The organism is Actinoplanes sp. NPDC019969 (assembly GCF_055562375.1).
The window spans coordinates 139,611-163,503 of sequence record NZ_JBVHFK010000004.1 but is presented as its reverse complement, the minus strand read 5'-3'; the positions used below and the strand labels follow the sequence as shown (position 1 = coordinate 163,503).

Sequence of the window (23,893 nt, the reverse complement as noted above, 5' to 3'; positions counted from 1 at the left end):
GGCCGACCGGCCGCCCCCGTTCCGTATGCCTCAGTCCACCTCGGCGACGGCCTGGGCGAACTGGGCGGAGTAGAGGCGGGCGTACGCCCCGTCGGCCGCGAGCAGCGAGTCGTGCGTGCCCTGTTCGACGATCGTGCCGTTCTCCATCACCAGGATCACGTCGGCGTCGCGGATGGTGGAGAGCCGGTGCGCGATCACGAAGCTGGTGCGCCCGCTGCGCAGCGTCGCCATGGCCTGCTGGATCAGCACCTCGGTACGCGTGTCGACCGAGCTGGTCGCCTCGTCCAGGATCAGGATGCTCGGCTCGGCGAGGAACGCCCGCGCGATCGTGACCAGCTGTTTCTGGCCGGCGCTGACGTTCGACCCTTCTTCGTCGATGGTGGTGTCGTAGCCGTCGGGAAGCATCCGGACGAAGCCGTCGACGTGGGCCGCCTCGGCCGCCGCCCGGACCGAGTCCCGGGTGGGGGAGTCCGCCCCGTACCCGATGTTGTCGGCGATGCTGCCGCCGAACAGCCAGGTGTCCTGCAGCACCATGCCGATCTGTTCGCGTAGCTGTTCCCGTGGCATGGTGGCGATGTCGACGCCGTCGAGGGTGATCCGCCCGCCGGTGACGTCGTAGAACCGCATCAGCAGGTTGACCAGTGTGGTCTTGCCGGCGCCGGTGGGCCCGACGATCGCCACGGTCTGCCCGGGCTCGACGGCCAGGTTCAGGTTCTCGATGAGCGGCTTGTCCGGCAGGTAGCGGAACGACACGTTCTCGAAGGCGATCCGGCCGCGTACCCGGCCGAGGTCCGCCGGGGCGGGCTCCGGGGACTGCTCGGCGGCGTCGAGCAGGGCGAACACCCGCTCGGCCGACGCCACCCCGGACTGCACCAGGTTGGCCATGCTGGCGACCTGGGTGAGCGGCTGGCTGAACTGGCGCGAGTACTGGATGAACGCCTGCACCTCGCCGAGCGACAGCGACCCGGACGCCACCCGCAGACCGCCGACGACCGCGACCAGCACGTAGTTCAGGTTGCTGATGAACATCATGGCCGGCTGGATCAGGCCGGAGATGAACTGGGCGCGGAAGCTGGACGCGTACAGCTTGTCGTTGTGCTCCTGGAAGACCGCCGACGCCTCGCCCTGCCGCCCGAAGACCTTGACCAGGGTGTGCCCGGTGAACATCTCCTCGATGTGGCCGTTGAGCTGCCCGGTGGTCTTCCACTGGGCGACGAACTGGCCCTGCGACCGCTTGCCGATCACGGTGGTCAGCCAGATCGACACCGGCACCGAGACGAGCGCGATCAGCGCCAGCAACGGCGAGATCCAGAACATCATGCCGAGTACGCCGACGATCATCAGCAGCGACGTGACGAGCTGGGCGAACGTCTGTTGCAGGGTCTGCGCGATGTTGTCGGTGTCGTTGGTGGCCCGGCTCAGCACCTCGCCGCGGGCCTGCTTGTCGAAGTACGACAGCGGCAGCCGGCCGAGCTTGTCCTCCACCTGCTGCCGCAGGTCGAAGACGGCGGCCTGGACGGCCCGGGTGGTGAGCCGGCCCTGCAGGATGCCGAAGATCCAGGCGCACACGTAGATCAGGGCGACCCAGCCGAGGATCCGCATCAGCTTGTCGAAGTCGATGCCCTGGCCGGGCACCACCTCCACGCCGGCGAACTTGTCGCCCGCGTTCGCGTCCGGCAGCTTGCTGATCACCCCGGCGAAGATCACGTCGGTGGCCTTGCCGAGCAGGTACGGCCCGTACACCGAGAGGAAGACGCTGACGGCGCCGAACCCGAGCGCCCCGGCAACGAACGCCCGCTGCGGTTCGAGCAGCTTGAGCAGCCGCTTGGTGGAGCCCTTGAAGTCCTCGAGTTTCTCCGGCGGTCCGCCCGCCATCATCATCCGGGCGGCCGGTGGTCCACCGGGGATCGGCCCGCGTCGTTGGGGAGCAGGTGCAGTCATCGGGAGGCCGCCTCTTCCAGGGTGAGCTGGGACAGAACGATTTCGCGGTACGTGGGACTGGTCTCCATCAGCTCCTCGTGCGTGCCGGTGCCGACCACCCGGCCGTCGTCGAGCACGATGATCCGGTCGGCGTCCCGGATGGTGCTGACCCGCTGCGCCACGATCACCACGGTGGCGTCCGCGATGTGCTCGGTCAGCGCCGCCCGCAGCGCCGCGTCGGTGGCGTAGTCGAGCGCCGAGAACGAGTCGTCGAACAGGTAGATCTCCGGCCGGTGCACCAGGGTCCGGGCGATCGCGAGGCGCTGCCGCTGACCGCCGGAGACGTTGGTGCCGCCCTGCGCGATCGGCGCGTCCAGCCGCTCCTCCATCGACTCGACGAACTCGCGGGCCTGGGCGATCTCCAGGGCCTGCCAGAGCTCCTCGTCTCCTGCGTCCGGGTTGCCGTACCGCAGGTTGGACGCGATCGTGCCGGTGAACAGGTACGGCTTCTGCGGCACCAGGCCGATCACCTTCGACAGCAGGTCCGGGTCGATCTCGCGGACGTCCACGCCGTCCACCAGGACCCGGCCCTCGGTGGCGTCGAACAGCCGGGGAACCAGGTTGAGCAGGGTCGTCTTGCCACTGCCGGTGCTGCCGATGATCGCGGTGACCTCACCGGGGCGGGCGGTCAGCCGTACCCCCGCAAGCACGCCCACCTCGGCCCCCGGATAGTGGAACCCGACATCCTGCAGCTCCAGCTCGCCGCGCCGGGCCAGCGTCGTGACCGCTGCCTTCGGCGGCGTCACGCTGGAGGAGGTGCCCAGGACCTCCTCGATCCGCTCGGCGCAGACCTCGGCCCGGGGGACCATCATGAACATGAAGGTCGCCATCATGATCGAGAACAGGATCTGCATCAGGTAGCTGACGAACGCGGTGAGCGCGCCGATCTGCATGCCGCCGGAGTCGATCCGGTGACCGCCGAACCAGAGCACGGCGACGCTGGAGATGTTCACGATCAGCAGGACCGTCGGGAACATCAGCGCCATGATCCGGCCGACCTTCAGCGACACGTCGGTCAGCTCGTCGTTGGCGACGCCGTACCGCTGCCGCTCGTGATCGTCGCGGACGAACGCCCGGATCACCCGGATGCCGGTGATCTGCTCGCGCATCACCTGGTTGACCCGGTCCACCCGCACCTGCATGGTCCGGAACAGCGGCCGCATCCGCATGATGATCAGGCCGATCACGGTGACCAGGATCGGGATGATCGCCAGCAGCAGCCCGGACAGCGGCACGTCCTCGCGGAGCGCCAGCACGATGCCGCCGACGCACATGATCGGCGCCGACACCATCAGCGTGAAGGTGAGCAGCACCAGCATCTGGATCTGCTGGACGTCGTTGGTGGTCCGGGTGATCAGCGTCGGCGCGCCGAACTGGCCGACCTCGCGGGCGGAGAACGTCTGCACCCGGTGGAAGATCGAGGCGCGCAGGTCGCGGCCGACGGCCATCGCCGTGCGGGCGCCGAAGTACACCGCCACACCCTGTGCGGCGATCTGGAGCAGCGTGATGCCGAGCATCCCGGCGCCGACCCGCAGCACATAGCCGGTGTCGCCGGGGACCACGCCCTTGTCGATGATGTCGGCGTTGAGCGCCGGCAGATAGAGCGTCGCGATCGTCTGCAGGAACTGGAAGAGCACCACCATGGTGATCTCGGTCCGGTACGGCTGCAGATGGACGCGAAGCAGTTTGATCAGCACGGTGTCTGATCCCCCCGTCCGTTGTTGGTCAGTTCGTCGAGCACGACGGCCGCGACATCGATCTCGGGCAGGCCGTTGAGAATGCCGTTGAGCAGCAGGGACGCCAGGTCGGCGGCGTCGAAGGTGTCGTCCGCGTAGGGGCCGAAGGTGTTGGCGCCGCAGAAGGCCAGCAGCAGCCGGGCCGCACGCCGTGGCGGGACCCGCAGCCGGGCCTCGTCGGGCGCGAAGACGTCGGCAACCGCGGACTCCAGGCGCTCGCGGCCGGCCGCCATCCGGGACTTCGTCTCCGGATCCTGCTCGCCGAGCAGGATCAGCCGGCGGGCGGCGGTGAGCAGGTGGGCGTGTTCCAGGAAGCGGGCGTAGGCCAGCTCGCCCGCGAGCGTGACGCGGACCTCCAGCGGGAGCGAACGGTCGATCGCGGCGAGGCCGTCCAGCGTCGGCTGCGGGTCGAGCGCCTTGATGACCGAACAGGTGACGAGCTGGCTCTTGCTCTCGAAGACGCCGAAGATCGTGCCCTCGGCGACGCCGGCGGCGCTGGCGATCTGCCGGGTGCTCACCTCCAGCCCGTGTTCGTGCAGCAACGGGATGGTCGCGTCGATGAGCGCGGCCCGGCGCTCCTCCGGCGCCATCGCGGGAACGCGTCTGCGTCGGGGTTCCATGGCCGCCACTCTAATGAGCGAGTACTCACTCAGCCAAATGGTTTATGGCGGTCGAACCAGACCCAGGGAGGTGGCGTATGAAGGGAATGTGAGCCAAACGAAGCCGTACCGCCGGGTTGTCAGGCATGTGACCACGGGATTCGCCGCGCTGATCGTCTTTCTGGCGCTGACCGTCCCGGACCAGATCACCCGTCTGCCGCCCGGCAACTCGGTCGTCACCGCGCTCCTGCGAGTTCCGGTCGAGGCGCTGATCGCCGGGGTGATCCTGCTTCTGCTACCGGAACGGGGGCGCCTCGGCCGGTTCCGCCGGCCTCTGGTCACCGGCCTCGGCGTGCTGCTCGGCCTGCTCACCGTGATCAAGATGATCGACATCGGGTTCTTCGCCGTGCTGGCCCGGCCGTTCAACCCGGTCCTCGACTGGATCCTGGTCGACGACGGTTTCAACTTCCTGATCGACGCCATCGGCAGACCGGCCACGGTCGGCCTGAGCATCGTCACGGTTCTTCTCACCGTCGCGCTGGTGGCCGCGATGACCTGGGCGGTGGTACGGCTCTCCACCGTTCTGCGGGCCAACCGGGTCCGCTCCTGGCGTGGCCTCGGGGCGGCCGGCGCGGCCTGGGCAGCGCTCGCCGCGATGGGCGTACAACTCATCGCCGGTCTTCCGGTCGCCTCGCACGCCGCCGCGGACCTGGCCGCGCAGACCGCCCTCGCCATCCCCAACGACCTGGCCGACCGGAAACGGTTCGCCGCCGAGGTCCAGGTCGACGCCTACCGGGACCGGCCCGGCACCCAGCTGCTGACCGCGCTGCGCGACAAGGACGTGACCATCTCGTTCATCGAGAGCTACGGGCGGACCGCTGTCGAGAACCCGGAGTTCAACGGCGCCATCCTGGACAGCCTCGCCACCCACCGGACCAGGCTGGAAGGGCTGGGCTACGCGGCCCGCAGCGGCTACCTGACCTCACCCACCACCACCAGCGGGAGCTGGCTGGCGCACTCGACGTTCCTGTCCGGGCTCTGGATCGACAACGAGCAGCGTTACCGCAGCCTGGTCGCCACCGACCGGCTCACCCTCGCCAAGGCCTTCAAGAAAGCCGGGCACCGTACGGTCGGGGTCGAGCCCGGAGTCGTCTTCGCCTGGCCGGAAGGCGACTTCTACGGGTACGACCAGATCTACGACTCGCACGCCCTCACCTACCAGGGTCCCAAGTTCGGCTGGTCCCCGATGCCCGACCAGTACGTGATGAAGAAGTTCCAGGAGCTGGAGTACGGCAAGGCCGGCCGCGGCCGGCTCCTCTCCGAGATCACCCTGGTCTCCAGCCACGCCCCGTGGGCGCCGTCGCCGACCATGCTCGACTGGGACACCCTCGGCGACGGCAGCGTCTACGGCCCGATGGCCGCGTCCGTCCCGTCCACCGCCGAGGTGTGGAAGGACGACGCGCGGGTGCGCCAGGAGTACGCCAAGTCCGTCGCCTACTCCCTCGACAGCCTGCTCGGACACCTCGAGCGGTACGGCAACGACGACACGGTGATGATCTTCCTCGGCGACCACCAGGCGTCGTCGGTGATCGTCGGCACGAACGCCAGCCGCGACGTGCCGATCACGATCGTGGCCAAGGACCCGAAGGTCCTCGACCGGATCGCCTCCTGGGGCTGGACCGACGGCCTCAAACCCGACCCGGCCGCCCCGGTCTGGCGGATGGACGCCTTCCGGGACCGTTTCCTCGCGACCTTCGGCCCGGAAGGCGACCCCCACTGAGTCACTCCACGTCGATGACCTGCCCCGCCGGGAGGCGGGGCGTCCTCGGCGGCGCCGACCGGGCCGGATCCAGCGTGCCGAGGCGCACCGCCAGGAACGGGAAACCGACGTCGCCGAGCATCCGGCGCAGCGTCTGCCGGGTGAACGGGATCTCCACCGGGCTGCTCAGCGGCAGCAGGTTCACCGCCTGCTCGGTCGCGGCCAGCCACAGCGCGCTCAGCGCCTCACCGCCGCGCAGCCAGTCCACCGCCTCGTCGCCCTCGCCGTAGAGCACCGCGTACGTCGCCGCCTTGTCGTGCCCGTCACCGACAGTGAGCGTGCCCGGCGACCGGAAGTCCCGCTCGGCGACAGTGGTCAACGGGACCTCCTCGGGCAGCGCGGACGCCGGGATCCCGGTGCCCCCGGTCCGGTCGCCGCCGACCCAGGTCGCGGTCTCCGCGGTGATCCGCTCGTCGCCGTCCTCGGCGTGCTGGGCCCGGTCAGCCGCCACGGCCAGCTCCAGCACCTGGTCCCGGTCGAGCACGTGCAGCCGGGCCCCGGCCTCCTCGGCCATCGTCACCAGGTGGCGCAGTGTGCCCTCGGGAATCTGCTCGTCGGTCACCGTCCGCCGGTCGGTCCGCCGGACCTGCAGCATCTGGAAGTGCCGGGTCGCCTCCGGTTTCGCCGGCACCCGCTCGACCGCCCGGACGACCGCGAGGGGCTCGCCGGCCGAACGTTCCACCTCGTGCCGCCAGCCCTCGGCGTCCAGCGCCACCCGGGCGTGGTGCAGCGCCGTCCCGCAGCTCAGCAGCAACATCCGGCCGTCCGGATCCTGCTCGCGGAGCTGGCGCTCGGCCACCCCGTGCAGTTCCAGCCGGTCGCCGCGGACCACCCAGCGCCACGGCTGCGTGTTGTGGATCGACGGTGCGAACCGGGCCGCGTCCGCTGCCTGGACCAGTGCGCGCTTGACCTCGTCGTCGTCGTTCATGTCTCCATGGTGCTGCCTCCACCCGGCATCAGGTACGGCCTTTGGGCCCTACCGCCCGCTAGGCTTCCCCGATGTTCTCGATCGACCTCACCGAGAGTGCTCAGTTGCGCCCGCTCGAACCGTGGCAGGCCAAGGAGTTCCTTGCGCACATGGACCGGGCCCGGGAGACCGTCGACCCGTGGATCCCCTGGGCGAGCCGCAGCCACGACCTGGCCAGCGCGACCGCCACCCTGCAGCGATACGCCGACGGCACGGCCCGCGACGGCTTGCGGCTGTACGGGATCTGGCTGGACGGCACCCTGGTCGGCGGCACCATGTTCGTGGCCTTCGACGCCGAGGTCGGCAACTGCGAGATCGGCGTCTGGCTGGAGCCGTCCGCGACCGGCCGCGGCCTGGTCACCCGCGCCGTCCGGGTCCTGATCGACTGGGCGTTCCGTACCCGCGGCCTGCACCGGGCCGAATGGCACTGCAACCCGGACAACGTCGACAGCTCCAACGTCGCCCGCCGCCTCGGCATGACGCGGGAGGGACTGCTGCGGGAGGCGTACCCGTGGAACGGCAAGCGCAACGACACGGAGATCTGGGCGATCCTGGCCCACGAGTGGAACTAGAGTCCGGACAATGTTCGCCGAACCGTCGCTGACCCACCGCCGGGAGGACGGCCTCGACGTCCCGCTGCTGCTCTGGCGTTTCCCGGAGCCGCTGCTGGCCGCCTCCAGCGCGGTCCTCGGCGGCGGCGCCGGGCCCCGCGAGTGGCTGATCAACGCGTCGGTGGCGATGTCGTACGCCCGGCCCGACCCGGACGCCCACCTGGCCGCTCTCGCCACCGGCCTGGGCCTGACCGGTCCGGGGATCGGCCTGCTCACCGGCGTCGACGTGGCCGACATGGTCACCGAGCACGACGACGGGGTCCAGGTGTACGCCACGGTCGGCCTCGGCGCCCCGATCCAGGCCGCCTCCACCGAGTCCGGCTTCGATCACATTCCGGGAACGGTCAACATCGTGATCTGGGTGCCGCAGCGGCTCGGCGACGGCGCCCTGATCAACGCGATCGCCACCGCCACCGAGGCCAAGGTGCAGGCCCTGCGCGACCTCGGCCTGGCCGCCACCGGCACCGCCACCGACGCGGTCTGCGTGCTCTGCCCGCTCACCGGAGCACCCGCCCCGTACGGCGGACCGCGCTCCCGATGGGGCGCCCCCCTGGCCCGGGCCGTCCACACCGCGGTCCGGGCCGGCGGTGCCACCAACCTGGCCACCGGCCGCTCATGGTCCGCGCGGGCGGCCCGCTAGGGCCGCAACAGACCGGAATCGATTAGGATCCGCTTGCCGTCCCCCTCCCGCAGGAAGGTGGCGAGCCCATCGGCGGGCCCTCCGGCCCGATCCAGATCGACGACGCTGAGCCGCCCGATCCGCTCCGGCTGCCCGGTCCCTACCGCCGACGGCCCATCGGCGATCAGGAGATCCGCTTTCTCACCGTCAGCGATCTTCCGGGCCATGTCACCCCCTTGCCCGTACGTGACAACGACCTCGACATTCGGATTCATCGCCTCGTACCCCTGCTCCACCCGGGTCAACGCCCCACGCAGCGCCTCGTCCGCGAACACCCGCACTTCCACGAGCCCGCCACCCGCTTCCGCCGCACCGCCGTTCGTTTTCGCCGGGTCGCCGCCCGCTTCGGCCGAGTCGCCGTTCGCTTCCGCCGCCCCGCCGCCCGGACTCGTCCGTGCCCCCGGCGCCGCATCCGTGCCGTTCTCCGGCCGGCTCGTGCCGGCACACCCACCCGCCACCAGAACCCCCACCGCAACCGCGGCCGTCAATCTCCTCATCCGCCTTGGACCACCCCACCGCCCTTTCCGGTTCCCCACCCCTGTTTCCCGCGTTTCCCGCCTTTCTCCCACCCGGCCGCACCGCCCTCGTGGCGCTCTCCTCACCGCGGCTCCCTTCGCCGCGTCGCCCCACGCTCCGGCGCTCGCACCACCGCCGTTCCCGCCCTCTCGTTCACCGCGCGAGCACAATGGCAGGGATGAATCCGGGCAAATACGTAGAAATAGCAGGCGTACCGACGTTGCGTACGTCACATGTGCCCCGGCATGCTGAGGGCGTGCCGGAACGCATCACCGAAGTGACCGCTCTCCTCGCCGAGGTCCTGACGCCCCGCGCCCCGCTCACCGTGATCGTCGACGGCGGCGACCCCGGCGCGGCGGCCACGTTCGCCTCGCACCTCGCCGCCGCGTTCCCCGCCACGGCCCGGGCCTGGCGCATCGACGCGGTTCTCGGCCTCACCGGCCCCGGCGGCGGCATGTTCGACTCGGCGCTCAACGTCCTCGAACCGGCCACCGACCGCATCCTGGTCTTCCTGCGCGGCGGCCCGCGCCACCGGTTCGCCGAGGGCGACGGCGAACGCCGCGCCCAAGTGGTGATCGACCACCGCGACCCGGACTGGCCGGTGATCCGCCACCTGCACCCCGACCTGGCCGACGTCGACCGCTGGTACCTCTCCGAGAGCCGCGCCTTCTTCGCCGCCCGCGCCGCCGACTGGGACAGCAGGTTCGGCGACGACATGCCGCGGTACACGGAGGCGGTCCGTCTCGCCGGCGTCCGCCCCGGCCACGTCGTCCTCGACGTCGGCTGCGGCACCGGCCGTGCCCTGCCCGCGCTGGCCGCCGCCGCCGGCCCGACCGGCCGGGTCGTCGGCCTCGACTTCACTCCCGGCATGCTCACCGCCGCCCACCGTGCCGGCCGCGACGATGACGCCACCCTGCTGCTCGCCGACGCCCGCCGCCTCCCGGTCGCCGACGCCCGCGCCGACGTGATCTTCGCCGCCGGCCTGGTCCACCACCTGCCCGACCCGGAAGCCGGCCTCGCCGAACTCGCCCGCGTCACCCGCCCCGGCGGCACCCTCGCGATCTTCCACCCGACCGGCCGCGCCCAGCTCGCCGCCCGTCACGGCCGCACCCTGCGCCCGGGCGAACCGATGAGCGAGGAGCGCCTCGGCCCCTTGCTGTCCTCCTCCGGCTGGCACCTGACCAGCTACGAGGACACCCCCACCCGCTTCCTCGCCCTCGCCACCCGCCACTGACCCAGCCGCACGTCCAGCAGGTCATCCGGTTGGCGTAGCAGCGCTGCCCGACGGCTCACGGTCTCAGCCGCACGTCAGGCGGGTCATCCGGTTGGCGTGGCGGGTCTGGGCGACGGCTCGCGGTCTCGGCCGCACGGCAGGCCGGTTATGCGGGCGGCGTAGGGGACTGGGCGACGGCCCATGGAGGGTGAGGCTTTGGGGAGCCGCTGACCTCGCCACGGGGCCACGGGACGGCCGGGGCTGCATACGGCGTACCGGAAAGAAAAACGGATGCCGGGAGGTTCGGGCGGGCGTAGGTTCGCCGGAATGCGAAAGCTGGAGGAGAAGGAGATCCGCGAGTCCTTCGTCAACTGCAGTAAGGGCGAGGCGAGCCGGATCAAAATGCCGCCGGGGTTCTCCGACGGCACCGTACCCTGGGATGACCTGGACTTTCTCGGCTGGACGGATCCGGGGGCGCCGTTGCGGGCGCTGCTGGTCGTGCCGGTCGGCGGCGGGCTGACGGGGCTGGTGCTGCGGCGGCCGGAGGCGCGGCGGGCCAGCGCGATGCGGTCCAGCATGTGCCGGGTGTGCCTGACCGATCATGCGTCGTCGGGGGTGGCGCTGTTCGTGGCGCCGCTGGCGGGTGCGGCGGGGCGCAACGGCAACAGTGTCGGGGAGTACCTCTGCGCTGATCTGGCCTGTTCGCTGTACCTGCGGGGGAAACGGCAGCCGAGGATGCGGCTGGTCCGCCGGGAGGAGACGCTCGGCCTGGAGGAGCGGATCGAGCGGGCGATGACGAACCTGTCCGCGTTCACGAACCGGGTCGTCGCGGGCTGACGTGCGCGGCGCCACGTGCCGGCCGGTCGCCGATCGGCGCTTCGGCGTGCGAGGCTGGCGGGCATGCGCATGGTCAAGGTCGTCGGGCTGGTGTTGCATCCGCGGCGGGACTGCGGCGCCGCGATCGAGGCGATCACCGGTTGGGCGTCCGAGCGTGGGGTGACCGTTATCGGTCTTCCGGATGAGGTCAGCCGGATCGGCGGGTGCACGGCCGAGGCGGTCGGCCCCGAGGAGCTGGTCGAGCGGTCCGGGCTGCTGGTCAGCCTCGGCGGTGACGGGACCATGCTGCGCACGATGCGCCTGGCGGAGGGTCACCAGACGCCGGTGCTCGGGGTCAACGTGGGGCGGCTCGGCTTCCTCGCCGAGGTGGACCTGGCCGGTCTCGGTGAGGCGCTGTCGGCGATCGACGAGCATCGTTACACAGTGGAGCCGCGGACGGCGGTGCGCACGGTGCTGCCGGACGGGCGCGCGGTGTCGGCGTTCAACGACATCGCTCTGGTACGGGTCCCGGGTCACGGCCTGGCCGCGGTCGGGATCCGGGTCGAGGGCCGGGGTTTCGTCAACTACGCGGCCGACGCGGTGATCGTGTCGACGCCGACCGGCTCGACGGCGTACAGCTTCTCCGCCGGCGGCCCGATCGTCTCGCCGAACGTGCAGGCCCTGATCGTGAGCGCGGCCGCCGCCCACTCGTCGTTCAACCGCTCGCTGGTGCTGGACACGTCCGAGCAGGTGGCGCTGGATGTGCTGCCGAGCAGCGGCCGCCTGGCGATCGAGGTGGACGGCATCATCGAGGGCCACGCGTCGCCGGGTGACGCGCTGGAGATCCGGCCGTCGCCGGCGGCGGCCCAGGTGATCCGTTTCGGTCGCACCTCGTTCTACGAGCGGGCCCGCCGCAAGCTGCGGGTGGAAGGCAGCGCGCAGGCGGTGGCGTACGATCCGGCCGATGCCGTGGTGGTCGACAACTTCGAGCAGCGCCGCTATGAGGTCATGCTCAGTGGCGAGGCGGTCGGATCTCTCACCTATGCCCGCGGCGACGGCCGGATCGACCTGCTGGACACCCAGGTCGACCAGGCGATGTCGGGGCGAGGGCTGGCCGGGCGCCTGGCCGCCGCCGCCCTCGCCGACGCCCGGTCGCGCGGCATCACCGTCGTGGCGACCTGCCCGTACATCAGAAGTTATCTCGAACGCCATCCCGAGAGCTGAGGACGAACCTGACCATGGGCCAAGCCGCGATCCTCACGGTCGACGACGACCCGTCCGTCTCCCGCGCCATCGCGCGTGACCTGCGCCGCCGTTACGCCGACAAGTACCGGGTCGTGCGCGCCTCCTCCGGCGACGAGGCCCTGGAGGTGCTGCGTGAGCTGAAACTGCGCGGCGGCCGGGTCGCGGTGATCCTCGCCGACTACCGGATGCCGCAGATGAACGGCATCGAGTTCCTGGAGCAGGCGATGGACCTGTTCCCGCACGCGCGGCGGGCGCTGCTCACCGCGTACGCCGACACCGACGCCGCGATCCAGGCGATCAACGTGGTCGACGTCGACCACTACCTGCTCAAGCCGTGGGATCCGCCGGAGGAGAAGCTGTACCCGGTGCTGGACGCGCTGCTCGACGCGTGGCAGGCCACCGGCGACCAGGAGCTCACCGACATCCGGGTGGTCGGGCACCGGTGGAGCGAGCCGTCCTTCCAGATCCGGGACTTCCTGGCCCGCAACCTCGTGCCGTACCGGTATTTCGGCGCCGACGAGCCGGAGGGCCGCCGCCTGCTGGAGGCCGCCGAGGTGGGGCCGGAGGGGGTGCCGCTGGTGGTCACCACGGACGGCACCGCGCTGTCCCGGCCCACCGTGCAGGAGGTCGCCGCGGCGGCCGGGCTGGCCACCAACCCGGGCCGCGACTTCTACGACCTGATCATCGTGGGTGGCGGGCCGGCCGGGCTGGGCGCCGCTGTCTACGGCGGATCGGAAGGGCTCAAGACGCTGCTGATCGAGCGGCAGGCGGTCGGCGGGCAGGCCGGGCAGAGCTCCCGGATCGAGAACTACCTCGGCTTCCCGGACGGCATCTCCGGCGCGCAGCTCACCGACCGGGCCCGGCGGCAGGCCGACAAGTTCGCCGCCGAGACGATCAGCACCCGCGAGGTGGTGGGGCTACGGGCCGACGGGTCGGCGCGCACCCTGACGTTCGCCGACGGCGGGGAGGTGTCGGCGCACGCGGTGCTGCTGGCGACCGGTGTGTCGTACCGTCCGCTGCTCGCCGAAGGCGTCTCCGATTTCACCGGGTCGGGTGTCTTCTACGGGTCGGCGTCGACCGAGGGCCCGGCCTGCGCCGGCACCGACGTCTACATCGTCGGCGGCGCGAACTCGGCCGGGCAGGCGGCGCTGTTCTTCTCCCGGTACGCCCGGAAGGTGACGTTGCTGGTCCGCGGCGACTCGCTCGAGGCGTCCATGTCGTACTACCTGATCCAGCAGCTCGCCCAGGTGCCCAACATCGAGGTGCGGACCCGCTGCGAGGTGATCGGCGCGCACGGCGACGGCCACCTGCAGGCCATCACCATCTGCGACAACAAGGCCGGCAACCGGACCACCGCCGAATGCGGCTACCTGTTCGTCTTCATCGGGGCGGAACCGCGGACCGACTGGCTCGGCGACACCCTCTCCCGGGACGAGAAGGGCTTCATCCGTACGGGCACCGACCTGCTCGTCAACGGGGAACGGCCCCGGGGATGGGATCGGGACCGGGATCCGTTCTATCTGGAGAGCAGTGTCCCCGGCATCTTCGCGGCCGGTGACGTCCGGGCCAGTTCGGTGAAACGGGTGGCCTCGGCCGTCGGCGAGGGTGCGATGGCCGTCGCGCTGGTCCACCGCTACCTGGAGGCCCGATAACGATGTCCGACCCCGACGAGATCCGTCTGGAACCCTGCGAACCCGGCCGGCTCACCCCCGATGAGCTGCGGACCCTGTTCCTGTTCGAGAAGCTGACCGGCGACCAGCTCGCCTGGCTGGCCGAGCACGGCTGCACCATGCGGGTTCCCGGCGGTGGCCTGGTGCTGCGCGAGGGCGACCCGGCCACCTCGTTCTTCGTGCTGCTCACCGGCACGATCGCGCTGACCCGCCGGGTCGGGCAGGACGAGGTGACGACGGTCCGGACCGAGCAGCGCGGCGTCTACATGGGGGCGACCCAGGCGTACCTGCGTGACGACGGGATCCCCCGCACGTACCAGGCGTCGATGCGGGCCCTGTCGGACAGCGAGTTCTTCGTGCTCTCCGCCGACGACTTCGGCGGGCTGATGCGTGACTGGTTCCCGATGGCGATCCACCTGCTCGAAGGCCTGGCGCTGGGGATCCAGAGCTCGCAGGCGGCGATCGGGGAGCGGCAGCGGCTGGCCGCGCTCGGCGCGCTGTCGGCCGGCCTGATGCACGAGCTGAACAACCCGGCCGCCGCCGCCTCCCGGGCCACCGGGGCGCTGCGCCAGCGGGTCGGCGCGATGCGGATGAAACTCGGCAAGCTCGCCGCCGGCAAGGTCGCCCCGGACCGGCTCAAAGCCCTCCTCGAACTGCAGGAGGAGGTGATCGAACGCGCCGCCAAGGCCCCCGCCATGACCGCCCTGCAGACCTCCGACCTGGAGGATCAGCTCGGCGACTGGATGGAGGACCGGGAGATCACCGCCGCCTGGGACCTCGCGCCGGTCTTCGCCCAGGGCGGCATCGACACCGGCTGCCTCACCGACCTGGAATCCCGGCTCGACTCGCCGGAGCTGCTGGACCAGGCGATCCACTGGATCGGGTACGCGCTGGAGACCGAGCAGCTGATGAGCGACATCGAGGACGCCACCGGCCGGGTGTCGAAGCTGGTGCACGCCGCCAAGCAGTACTCGCACGTGGACCGGTCCGCGCACCAGTGGATCGACGTGCACGTGGGTCTGGACAGCACCCTGGTCATGCTTGCCCACAAGATCGGCGAGGGGGTACGGGTGGTCAAGGACTACGACCGGGACCTGCCCCAGATCCCGGCCCACCCGGCGCAGCTGAACCAGGTGTGGACCAACCTCATCGACAACGCGGTCCAGGCCATGGGAGGCTCCGGGACGCTGACGATCCGCACCTGCACCGCCGACGACCGCCTGGTCGTGTCGGTCGGTGACTCCGGCCCGGGCATCACCCCGGAGGTCCGCAAGCGGATCTTCGAGCCGTTCTTCACCACCAAGGCGGTCGGCGAGGGCACCGGGCTCGGCCTGGACATCTCGTACCGCATCGTCGTTAACAGCCACGGCGGCGACATCCAGGTGGAGTCCCAGCCCGGCGACACCCGTTTCCTGGTCCGCCTCCCCTTCACCGAGCCCGCCTCCGCCTGAGTCCCGTCTTCTTCCGGCTGGCCGTCAGGGCTGTCTCGACCGCTTCGAGACAGCCCTGACAACCAGCCACGGGGTGGCCTCGGCCCGCGCGAGCCGGCCGCTCGAATGTGGGGGCCGCCTACTCTCCCGGCTGTTCCGCCTGCTCTCCCTGCTGCGCGGGGTCGGCGCCCGCGCCGGGGGCGGTGGTTTCCGGCTGGTCGCCGGTCGTGGGTGTGGCTCCGGCGGGAGCAGAATCGGCCGGGACCGGCTCCGTGGGAGTGGTGGTCGCCGGATCGGTGGGGGCCGGCTGTTCCGTTGTCGAGGTGGCCGGGGCCTCCTCGGACGGGGCAACGGCGGGCTTCTCCTGCCGCTTCTCGTCGTTCCGGTCCGCGTCGCGGTCGTCGGCGGTGGACGGGAACGTGATGGTGGGGCTGCCGCTGTCCCGGCCGCTGGTCACGTCGGCGGCGGACCGGCCGGCGAACATCTCGGCCGTGGTCAGGGTGCCGATGCCGAGCGCGAAGAACGCCCCGGCGACCAGTGCCACCCGTCTCCAGTGGATGCGGCTCGGGACCTCCCCGGAAGGGGTCTCCTCGGCGGCCGCGACGGAAGGAGTGCCCGCGGCGGCCGGGGCGACCACGAACGCGGACTGGATCTTCTTCGTGCCGTGATGGATGGAACGGTGGTAGATCTCGGTGCCGATCGAGCTGATCGCGCTGGCCAGGGCGGCCCCGATCAGAGTGCCGGCGACTCCGAGGAAGGAGCCGAGCACGGCTGCCGAAACGGCTGCGAGCGTGCCGGCGATGGTCTTCGGAACGTCGATGCCGGACCAGAAACGGCCCTCCGCCTGAACAGTCATCTCCTCCTGGATCCCTGCGCTGGGGTGCGTGGACTAGGAAGCCTTTACCTCCACGCCCGGCGTCAAACCCGACGCCTCCGCCTCGACCCGGCGGCGGGCCAGGCGGCGGGTGCGCAGAATGCCCGCCACCCCCACCGCGGCCACCAGGAACTGCACCGACATGGCGGCCTTGAAATCGTCGATGTGATAGTCGTTACCGCCGCCGGTGCGGGCGTCCAGGATCAGGCCGATCAGCTCGATGGTGACCAGCGCGGCCACGAAACCGCCCACGTTGACCAGGCCGGTCGCGGTGCCCAGGCGGCTCGGCGGGTTGAAGCTGCGGGCGAAGTCGAACCCGATCATCGACCCCGGGCCGCCCAGCCCGAGGGCCACCACCAGCAGCACCAGCACCGGCAGCGGGGCCCGGCCCGGCCAGGCCAGCACGATCAGCCAGGCGACCATGATGATCGCGACGATGCCGAGCACCAGCCAGGACCGGCGCCGCGGATGGCGCTGGGTGAGCAGGCCCAGCACCGGTCCGGCCGCCATGCCGGTCACCACGAAGACGGTCAGCAGCACCCCGGCGGTGCTGCGGCTCAGGCCCTCGCCGGCGATCAGGAACGGCACGCCCCACATCAGCGCGAACGCGGCCCCGGTGAACGCCGTCGTATAGTGCGCCCACAGCCCGAGCCGGGTGCCCGGATGCCGCCACGAGCTGCCCAGGTCGGTGCCGAGCTGCTGCCAGCTCATCGTGCTGCCGCTGTTGATCCGCCGGTCCGGCGTGTCCCGCAGGGTGGCGAGCGCGACCAGCGCGACGAACACCCCGGCGGCGGCGGTGCTCAGGAACGCCGGGTGCCACCCGGGGCCGGCCAGCAGCGCGGCCAGCGGAACCGCGGACAGGACCTGCCCGGTCTGGCCGAAGATGCCGGTGAGCTGGGTCAGCACCGGCACCTGCCGGGACGGGAACCAGTGCGGCACCAGGCGCAGCACGCTGATGAACGTCATCGCGTCGCCCGCCCCGACCAGCACGCGGGCGAGGATCGCCCCGCTCAGCCCGTCGGCGAACGCCATCAGGGTCTGCCCGGCCGCCATCACCAGGGCGCCGGTGACCACCAGCCGCAGTGATCCGAACCGGTCGAGGAGCAGGCCGACCGGGATCTGCAGGCCGGCGTAGACCACCAGCTGCAGCACGGCGAAGACGGCGAGGGCGCTCGCGCCGACCCCGAACCGCTCCTGCGCGTCGAGCCCGGCCACCCCGAGTGAGGTCCGGTGCAGCACGGCGACGATGTAGGCGGCCAGTCCCGCGGCCCACACCGCCCAGGGACGCAGGCCCATGAGACGCCTTCCGCTCGTCAGTAACGTGCTGTTCCAGCCTTCTCCCTTACCGGCGCCTGCGGCAACGTGCGTCTCCTCACTGCCGTCCCCGGGCGTACGGCCACTTCAGTGTGTTGCTTTCGGGTCACCTGTCCGGCCGAACTCCACACGCAGGTGGGTTTGCAGCCAGGTGAGGACCTCGGTCACGAACGTCTCGCGGGACGACCGGTGCAGCAGCTCGTGACCCTCGCCGGGGAAGAGCAGATAGCGGTGCGGATGACCACGTTCGGTCAGGGCGGCGACGACCTGGCTGGCCTCCACGACCGGGACGTTGGTGTCGTTGGCCCCGTGCACGATCATCAGCGGCGTGCGCAGATCACCGATCCGGTTGATCGGGGACAGGTCGTGCAGCAGTTCCGCGTCGTGGACGGGGTGGCCGTACTTGCTGACGGCGGCCGCCGCGATCCACGGTTCGGTGTGCTCATAGAAGCTCATGAAGTTGGACATGCCGCAGATGTCGATGCCGACGTCGAACAGGTCCGGGAAGCGGGTCAGCACGGCCAGCGTCAGGTACCCGCCGTAGGACCGGCCCATCACCCCCACCCGGCTCGCGATCCCGCTGTCCCGCAGGTGTCCGGCGCAGGTCCGGACGTCCTCGATCGCGGCGTACCGCAGCGCGCCGTTGTCCGCGTTCACGAACGACCGCCCGAACCCCGACGACCCGCGCACGTTGGCGGCGAACACGGCGATGCCCCGGTCCGCGAGGGTCTGGAAGAGCGGCCCGTGCCCGGGCCGTTCCTGCGCCTCCGGCCCGCCGTGCAGCCACACCACGGTCGGGTGCGGGCCGGGCGTGCGCGGCGTGAACAGCCAGCCGGTCAGCGTCAGCCCGTCGTGCGCGGGAAAGCTCAGCAGCGTGGGCCGGACCGCGCCGTCGCCGGCGGGCCGCGCGGAGACGGCGCTGATCCCGGAAGCGGAGCCGGCTTCCCGTCGCCACACCCAGACGCCGTGCGGCTGTCCCGGCCCTTCGGCCGTGAAGCCCAGCGTCGAGCCGTCGAAACTCCAGGTCAAGCCGCCGACCACCAGGCCGGGCAGGGGGCCGAGCGCCATCGGGGCGCGCGTCGCGTCGTGGTCCAGGCCGATCAGCGCGACCTCCGATTCCCCTCCCCGGACGTTCCACAACACCGCTGCGGTACGCCCATCGGCCGTGATCGTGAAGTCCTCGACCTCCCCGGGCAGGCCGCCGGTGGCCGCGGGGGAGTGCGTCAGGACCTCGACGGCGTCGCCCGCGATACGCAGCAGGGTGGGGAACTCGCCGTCCAGGCTCAGGGCGTAGACGCAGCCGCCGCCGGGACTGAACACCGCGCGCTCGCCCCGGGTGACCGGTTTCTCCGCGCCGGTGGCGAGGTCGCGCAGCACGACGTCCCGGGCGCCGCGGGGCCCGTACCGCAGAAGCGCGAAGCGCCCCGCCGGGTCCACATCGAGCAGCGAGAGAAGCTCGCCCTCGGCGACCACCGTCCGCCTGCCCTCGACCACGTCGATCAGCACGGCGGTGGTCAGGTTCTCGGTGAGGGCCAGCACCGGCCGGCCGGGCAGCCAGCGCATGTTGTCGGCGGTGCCGTCGCCGAATCCGGCGACCTGGTGCAGGTCGGTGCCGTCCGGCCGGACCAGCCACACCTCCTGGCGGGGCGCGCCGCCGGGGGCGATCTGGCAGGCCAGCCAGCCGCCCCCGGACGACCATTGCACCGCGGACACCGGCTCCGGTCCGGTGTCGACCCGGAAGGCCAGCTCACTGCCGACCGGCTGCACCCAGACGGCGGGCGAGCCACTGCGGTCGGAGACGTACGCCATGTGCCGCCCGTCCGGTGAGAGGGCCGGCGACCAGTTGCCGGCCATCACCGATTCGAGCCGGGTCCAGCCCGAGGGCAGCACTGTCACGTCGGTCCGGTGGAGCTGACCTTCCATCGAGCTAGATCCCCCTGTTCTGCAGCCACAGCTCCAGCAGCGCGAGCTGCCACAGCTGGTTCGCCCCGAGCGTGGTGCGCGGGGTGTTCGGGTCGGCGAGGAGCGCCGACACGTACTCCGGGCGGAACAGCGCCCGGTCCCGGGCCGCCGGCGCGTGCAGCGCGTCGCGGACCAGGTCCAGCACGGGTCCTTCCAGGTGCCGGATGCCGGGCACCGGGAAGTAGCCCTTCGGCCGGTCGATGACCTCGTCCGGGACCAGACCACGGGCCGCGTCCTTGAGCACTCCCTTGCCGCCGGCGGCCAGTTTCAGCTCGGGCGGGCAGGCCGCCGCGAGTTCCACCAGCTCGTGATCCAGGAACGGTACGCGCGCCTCCAGCCCCCACGCCATAGTCATGTTGTCCACCCGTTTGACCGGGTCGTCCACGAGCATCACCTGGGAGTCGAGGCGCAGGGCGGCGTCGACGGCGGTGGTGGCGCCGGGCCGGCCGAAACTGGCCTCGACGAACTCGCGGCTGACGTCCCGTCCGGCCAGCCATTCCGGGTTGAGCTGCCGGGCCAGGTCACGGTGCGGGCGGTCGAAGAACTCTTGCGCGTACGCCTCGACGGCCTGCTCCCGGGGCACCCCGTCGAGTGGGGGATACCAGCTGTAGCCGGCGAAGATCTCATCCGCCCCCTGCCCAGATTGCACGACCTTGACATGCTTTGCAACATCTTCACTGAGCAGGTTGAACGCGATGCAGTCGTGGCTGACCATCGGCTCGCTCATCGCCTCGACGGTCCGCCCGACCGCCGGCAGGAACCGCTCCTGACCGATCCTGATCTGGTGGTGCTCGGTGCCGAACTGCTTGGCGATGATGTCGGAGTACTCGAACTCGTCCCCGCTCTCCCCACCACCCGCCTCGAACCCGATGCTGAACGTGGTGAGCCCCCGCTGCCCCTGCTCGGCCAGCAGCGCCACGATGAGGCTGGAGTCCAGGCCGCCGGAGAGCAGCACACCGACCGGCACGTCGGCGACCATCCGCCGCTCCACCGCCTGCCGCAGCTTGTCCCGGACGGCCTCGGTCCACTCCTGCTCGCTCGCCGCGACCGGGCGGGTGAACGTGGCCTCCCAGTAGACCCGCTCGGTGGACGTCCCGTCGGCTTTGATCACCCGTACCGTCGCGGGTGGCAGTTTCCGCACCCCGGACAGGATGGTCCGGGGCGCCGGGACCACCGAGTGGAACGTCATGTAGTGGTGCAGCGCCACCGTGTCCAGGGTGGTGTCCACCCCGCCCGCCGCGAGCAGGGCGGGCAGGGTGGAGGCGAACCGCAGCCGGCCCGGCGACTCGGCGAGATAGAGCGGCTTGATCCCGAGCCGGTCCCGGGCCAGCGTGACCGTCCCGGTGTCGTGCTCGGCGATCGCGAAGGCGAACATCCCGAGGAACCGGGTGACACAGTCGGCGCCCCACCGGTGGTACGCCTTGAGGATCACCTCGGTGTCCGACGTCGAGACGAACTCGTACCCGTCCTTGCGCAGTTCGTCGCGCAGTTCCTGATAGTTGTAGACGCAGCCGTTGAAGACCACGGTCAGGCCCAGCCGCTCGTCCGTCATCGGCTGCGCGCCGGCCTCCGACAAGTCGATGATCTTCAGACGGCGATGACCGAAAGCGATCCGCCCGCCGTCCCAGAGCCCCTCGCCGTCCGGGCCCCGGGACGCCAGGCACGGCAGCATCCGCCTGATCGCCCCGGTGTCCGCCCGCCGCTCGCCGTATCCGATCTCACCGGCGATGCCGCACATGTATGACCTCCTCTATCCGAGCAACCAGGTGTCCTTCGAGCCGCCGCCCCGCGAGGAATTGACGATCATGCTGCCCGCCGGGGCGACCCGGGTCAGCGCGGCCGGCGCGACCACCGACTCGCGGCCGGTGAAGACGAACGCCCGCAGGTCGACGTGCCGCGGGGCGAGCCGGTGGCCGTCGAAGACGGGGTGGGTGGAGAGCTGCACGACCTCCTGCGCCACCCAGCGGTGCGGGGCGGCCTTGATCTGCCGGCGCAGCGCGTCCAGGTCCTCGGCGGTCGCGTGCGGGCCGATCACGATCCGGTCGCCGCCGTACCCGTCGACCGGCTTGCAGACCAGCTGGTCCAGGCGGCCCAGCACCTCGGCCCGCTGCTCCGGGATCCCGCACAGGTAGGTGGGGACGTCGGCGAGCAGCGGTTTCTCGCCGAGGTAGTACTCGATCAGCTTCGGGACGTACGCGTACACCGCCTTGTCGTCGGCGACGCCGTTGCCGAGCGCGTTCGCGAGCACCACGGCGTCCGCGTGCAGCGCCGACACCAGGCTCGGGCCCAGCGGCATGCCGTCCGCGCCCGGCGAGTGGACCAGGCTGTCCTCGCTCATCCGCAGGTAGATGACGTCGACCGGGTGCCGGTGGCCGTTACGCAGGCGCCACACCCGGCCCTCGTCGACGAACAGCTCCACACTGCGGACGACCGGCACCTCCATCGCCTCGGCCAGCATCCGGTGCTCGAACCAGGCCGAGTCGTCCGAGCCCTGGCTCAGCACCACCAGCGCCGGGTCGTCCCCGGCGGCCGGGCCGGCCGCCTCCAGCAGCGCCTGCTTGAGCAGCTGCGGAGTCTTCTCCACCGAGATCAGGGCGGCCGGGCGGGGCAGCTCGGGCAGGACGCTCCAGGTCAGGCGGCGGTTCTGCATGGCGTACGCGATCCCGGACGGCACCCGCAGGTTGTCCTCCAGGACACACCACTTCCCGTCGCCGTCCCGGACCAGGTCGACACCGGCCACCTGGGTCCGGACCGCCCGCCGGCTGATCAGCGCGCCGCTGGCCCGCAGCTCCGGGGAGCCGTCGACCACCCACTCCGGGATGATCCCGTCGGCCACCACCTGACGGTCGCCGTACACGTCGTCGAGAAACAGGTTGAGCGCCTTCACCCGCTGGACCAGGCCCTGCTCCAGGTGCCGCCAGTCGGCGGCCGGGACGATCCGGGGAACCAGGTCGAACGGGAACAGCCGGGTGGCGGCCTCACCGGCGACACTGAACGTGATGCCGCGGGCGCGCTGCTCGTCGTCCCGGGCGTCCTCCCGCTGCCGCAGGCCGGTCGCGCCCAGCGAGGTGAGCACCGGCAGGATCCCCGCGTACGCCGGGTCGACCCGGCCGCTGGGGAAGGCCTCGTCGCCGTCGGCGGCGTACGCCTCGATCAGCGCCGGCGCCGGAGGCCCGGCCGGACCGGCCTCGGTGACCCCGCCCCGGGTGTCGGCGACCAGCAGATCCACCACGTCGGAGAGACGGCCGCGCCGGGCCAGGGCCCGCCGTTGCCGGGCCGCCGAACTACCCCGGCTCAGCGCTCGCAGGGTCAGGTCGAACACCTGGTCCCAGTCGCCGGTCTCCTCCAGCTCCGGGCGCAGGCCGGCGACCAGCCGCTCGACCGCGACGGCGGCCGGCACCGGAACCGGCGAGCGGGGCAGATCGAGCAGGTCACCCTCCAGTCCGGAGCGGGCGGCCCGCCACATCGCGGCCCGGTGCAGCGGCGGCCGGGACGCCGGGAGCGGCAGCCCCGCCCGGTGCTCGGCCCGGGCACGCTGCACCAGGGCCCGGAAGAGCCCGGCGAGCAGCACCACCGTCTCCACGTCCGGGCTGGCGTCGGTGACCCGCAGCTCCACCGTGGGCACGTGCGCGGACGGCCGGACGTCGAAGTAGACCATCTTCGGGTCGCTGATCGTCCCGGACGCGATCAGGTCGCTGACCAGGGCGTCGAACTCGGCTGCCGAGCGCAGCGGGCCGCTGTCGCCGGCGGTGGGCCAGCGCGACCAGACCAGGGAGCGGCTGCTGGCGTACCCGGAGTCCTCACCCATCCAGTACGGCGAGCTGGTGGAGAGGGCGAGCAGCACCGGCAGCACCGGCGTCACCCGCTGGGCCACCGACACCGCCTCGTCCCGGTCCGGCACCCCGACGTGCACCTGGGTGCCGCAGATCAGCTGCTCCCGGACGAGCATCTGGTACTCGTGGAGCATCCGCCGGTACCGCGACGTCGGCGTGACCGGCAGCGCGTCCAGGTCGACCAGCGGGACGGTGCCCGCCGCGACCAGGCCCAGCCCGAGCGACTCGGCGACGCCGATCGCCTCCCGGCGCCGGGCGGTGACACCGGCCCGCAGCTCGTCCAGGGTGGTGGCCACCGGGGTGTTGGTCTCCACGACCGAGCGGTGCAGCTCGGCGGAGAAGTGTGCGGCGTCCAGCCGGTCGAGGATCTCCGGGGCGCGGGGTACGAGCTCCCGCGTCCCGAGGTCGACGACGTGGAGCTCTTCCTCCACGCCGAGCGTCGACGCGTTCCGGCCGGACGTGTGGGGGCTGGAAACCTGCAGGGACTCCGTCATCGCGACCGCCTTCGCAATCTGTCGGCAATGGCCTTGTATCCGCAGGAGCCTTCCCATCGGATGTGGCGAATCAGTGACGTGCCCATTTCGTGCCACCGTCGAACATGACGATCACGACACCCGGCGACCGGCGGC

Annotated in this window: 18 protein-coding genes; 8 read left to right on the top strand and 10 right to left on the bottom strand. The window is 71.5% G+C overall.

Features of this window, described 5'->3' with window-relative positions:
• Positions 1-30: 30 nt before the first annotated feature.
• From ACZ3II_RS14210 to ACZ3II_RS14200, 3 genes are read right to left on the bottom strand one after another with little or no spacing between them, the layout of a single operon-like run.
• Complete coding sequence (locus ACZ3II_RS14210; protein WP_465518058.1) at positions 31-1,941, bottom strand: ABC transporter ATP-binding protein; 1,911 nt, start codon at positions 1,939-1,941, stop codon at positions 31-33.
• Positions 1,938-3,677, bottom strand: a complete 1,740-nt coding sequence (locus ACZ3II_RS14205) for an ABC transporter ATP-binding protein (RefSeq protein ID WP_465518057.1) — start codon at positions 3,675-3,677, stop codon at positions 1,938-1,940. The genes ACZ3II_RS14210 and ACZ3II_RS14205 overlap by 4 nt, the downstream gene beginning before the upstream one ends.
• Positions 3,671-4,336 (bottom strand): TetR/AcrR family transcriptional regulator, encoded by a 666-nt coding sequence (locus tag ACZ3II_RS14200; protein ID WP_465518056.1) that lies wholly within the window; start codon positions 4,334-4,336, stop codon positions 3,671-3,673. The genes ACZ3II_RS14205 and ACZ3II_RS14200 overlap by 7 nt, the downstream gene beginning before the upstream one ends.
• 127 nt (positions 4,337-4,463) lie before the next feature.
• On the opposite strand from ACZ3II_RS14200, the gene ACZ3II_RS14195 reads away from it, so the two are divergent.
• The gene (locus ACZ3II_RS14195; protein WP_465518055.1) at positions 4,464-6,095 is read left to right on the top strand and encodes a sulfatase-like hydrolase/transferase; all 1,632 of its coding nucleotides are present in this window, start codon (positions 4,464-4,466) and stop codon (positions 6,093-6,095) included.
• A gap of 1 nt (position 6,096) precedes the next feature.
• Here ACZ3II_RS14195 and ACZ3II_RS14190 read toward each other — a convergent pair whose 3' ends face one another.
• Positions 6,097-7,062: an Acg family FMN-binding oxidoreductase gene (locus tag ACZ3II_RS14190; RefSeq protein WP_465518054.1), complete on the bottom strand. Its 966-nt coding sequence runs from the start codon at positions 7,060-7,062 to the stop codon at positions 6,097-6,099.
• Between the two features lie 71 nt (positions 7,063-7,133).
• Here ACZ3II_RS14190 and ACZ3II_RS14185 point away from each other — a divergent pair, with 71 nt between their 5' ends.
• Together ACZ3II_RS14185 and ACZ3II_RS14180 are read left to right on the top strand one after the other, a co-directional pair.
• Positions 7,134-7,673 carry a GNAT family N-acetyltransferase gene (locus tag ACZ3II_RS14185; protein ID WP_465518053.1) on the top strand — a complete coding sequence of 180 codons (540 nt, stop codon included), beginning with the start codon at positions 7,134-7,136 and terminating at the stop codon, positions 7,671-7,673.
• A gap of 10 nt (positions 7,674-7,683) precedes the next feature.
• Positions 7,684-8,352: an adenosylcobinamide amidohydrolase gene (locus ACZ3II_RS14180; RefSeq protein ID WP_465518052.1), complete on the top strand. Its 669-nt coding sequence runs from the start codon at positions 7,684-7,686 to the stop codon at positions 8,350-8,352.
• On the opposite strand, the gene ACZ3II_RS14175 is transcribed toward ACZ3II_RS14180, so the two are convergent.
• A complete protein-coding gene (locus ACZ3II_RS14175) occupies positions 8,349-8,879 on the bottom strand; it encodes a substrate-binding domain-containing protein (RefSeq protein WP_465518051.1) in 531 nt (176 codons plus the stop codon). The two genes, ACZ3II_RS14180 and ACZ3II_RS14175, sit on opposite strands and share 4 nt — an antisense overlap.
• A gap of 284 nt (positions 8,880-9,163) precedes the next feature.
• Here ACZ3II_RS14175 and ACZ3II_RS14170 point away from each other — a divergent pair, with 284 nt between their 5' ends.
• The 5 genes from ACZ3II_RS14170 (at position 9,164) to ACZ3II_RS14150 (ending at position 15,302) form a co-directional block, all read left to right on the top strand.
• Positions 9,164-10,141: a class I SAM-dependent methyltransferase gene (locus tag ACZ3II_RS14170; protein ID WP_465518050.1), complete on the top strand. Its 978-nt coding sequence runs from the start codon at positions 9,164-9,166 to the stop codon at positions 10,139-10,141.
• 306 nt (positions 10,142-10,447) lie between these two features.
• On the top strand, positions 10,448-10,957 hold the full coding sequence (locus tag ACZ3II_RS14165) for an FBP domain-containing protein (RefSeq protein WP_465518049.1): 510 nt from the start codon (positions 10,448-10,450) through the stop codon (positions 10,955-10,957).
• Between the two features lie 63 nt (positions 10,958-11,020).
• The gene (locus ACZ3II_RS14160; RefSeq protein WP_465518048.1) at positions 11,021-12,160 is read left to right on the top strand and encodes an N-acetyltransferase; all 1,140 of its coding nucleotides are present in this window, start codon (positions 11,021-11,023) and stop codon (positions 12,158-12,160) included.
• Positions 12,161-12,174: 14 nt separating this feature from the next.
• Positions 12,175-13,833 carry an NAD(P)/FAD-dependent oxidoreductase gene (locus ACZ3II_RS14155; RefSeq protein WP_465518047.1) on the top strand — a complete coding sequence of 553 codons (1,659 nt, stop codon included), beginning with the start codon at positions 12,175-12,177 and terminating at the stop codon, positions 13,831-13,833.
• A 2-nt stretch (positions 13,834-13,835) separates the two neighbouring features.
• Positions 13,836-15,302, top strand: coding sequence for an ATP-binding protein (locus ACZ3II_RS14150; protein ID WP_465518046.1), 1,467 nt, complete (start codon positions 13,836-13,838; stop codon positions 15,300-15,302).
• A 118-nt stretch (positions 15,303-15,420) separates the two neighbouring features.
• Here ACZ3II_RS14150 and ACZ3II_RS14145 read toward each other — a convergent pair whose 3' ends face one another.
• The 5 genes from ACZ3II_RS14145 to ACZ3II_RS14125 all read right to left on the bottom strand — a co-directional run bounded on the left by ACZ3II_RS14145 (position 15,421) and on the right by ACZ3II_RS14125 (position 23,758).
• Positions 15,421-16,137, bottom strand: a complete 717-nt coding sequence (locus tag ACZ3II_RS14145) for a hypothetical protein (RefSeq protein WP_465518045.1) — start codon at positions 16,135-16,137, stop codon at positions 15,421-15,423.
• 33 nt (positions 16,138-16,170) lie between these two features.
• Entirely contained in the window at positions 16,171-17,451 is a 1,281-nt protein-coding gene (locus ACZ3II_RS14140) for an MFS transporter (protein ID WP_465518044.1), read from the bottom strand.
• 105 nt (positions 17,452-17,556) lie between these two features.
• On the bottom strand, positions 17,557-19,392 hold the full coding sequence (locus ACZ3II_RS14135; protein ID WP_465518043.1) for a S9 family peptidase: 1,836 nt from the start codon (positions 19,390-19,392) through the stop codon (positions 17,557-17,559).
• 4 nt (positions 19,393-19,396) lie between these two features.
• Positions 19,397-21,169: an N-acetylglutaminylglutamine amidotransferase gene (locus tag ACZ3II_RS14130; RefSeq protein WP_465518042.1), complete on the bottom strand. Its 1,773-nt coding sequence runs from the start codon at positions 21,167-21,169 to the stop codon at positions 19,397-19,399.
• A 12-nt stretch (positions 21,170-21,181) separates the two neighbouring features.
• Entirely contained in the window at positions 21,182-23,758 is a 2,577-nt protein-coding gene (locus ACZ3II_RS14125) for a glutamate--cysteine ligase (protein WP_465518041.1), read from the bottom strand.
• Between the last annotated feature and the right edge of the window lie 135 nt (positions 23,759-23,893).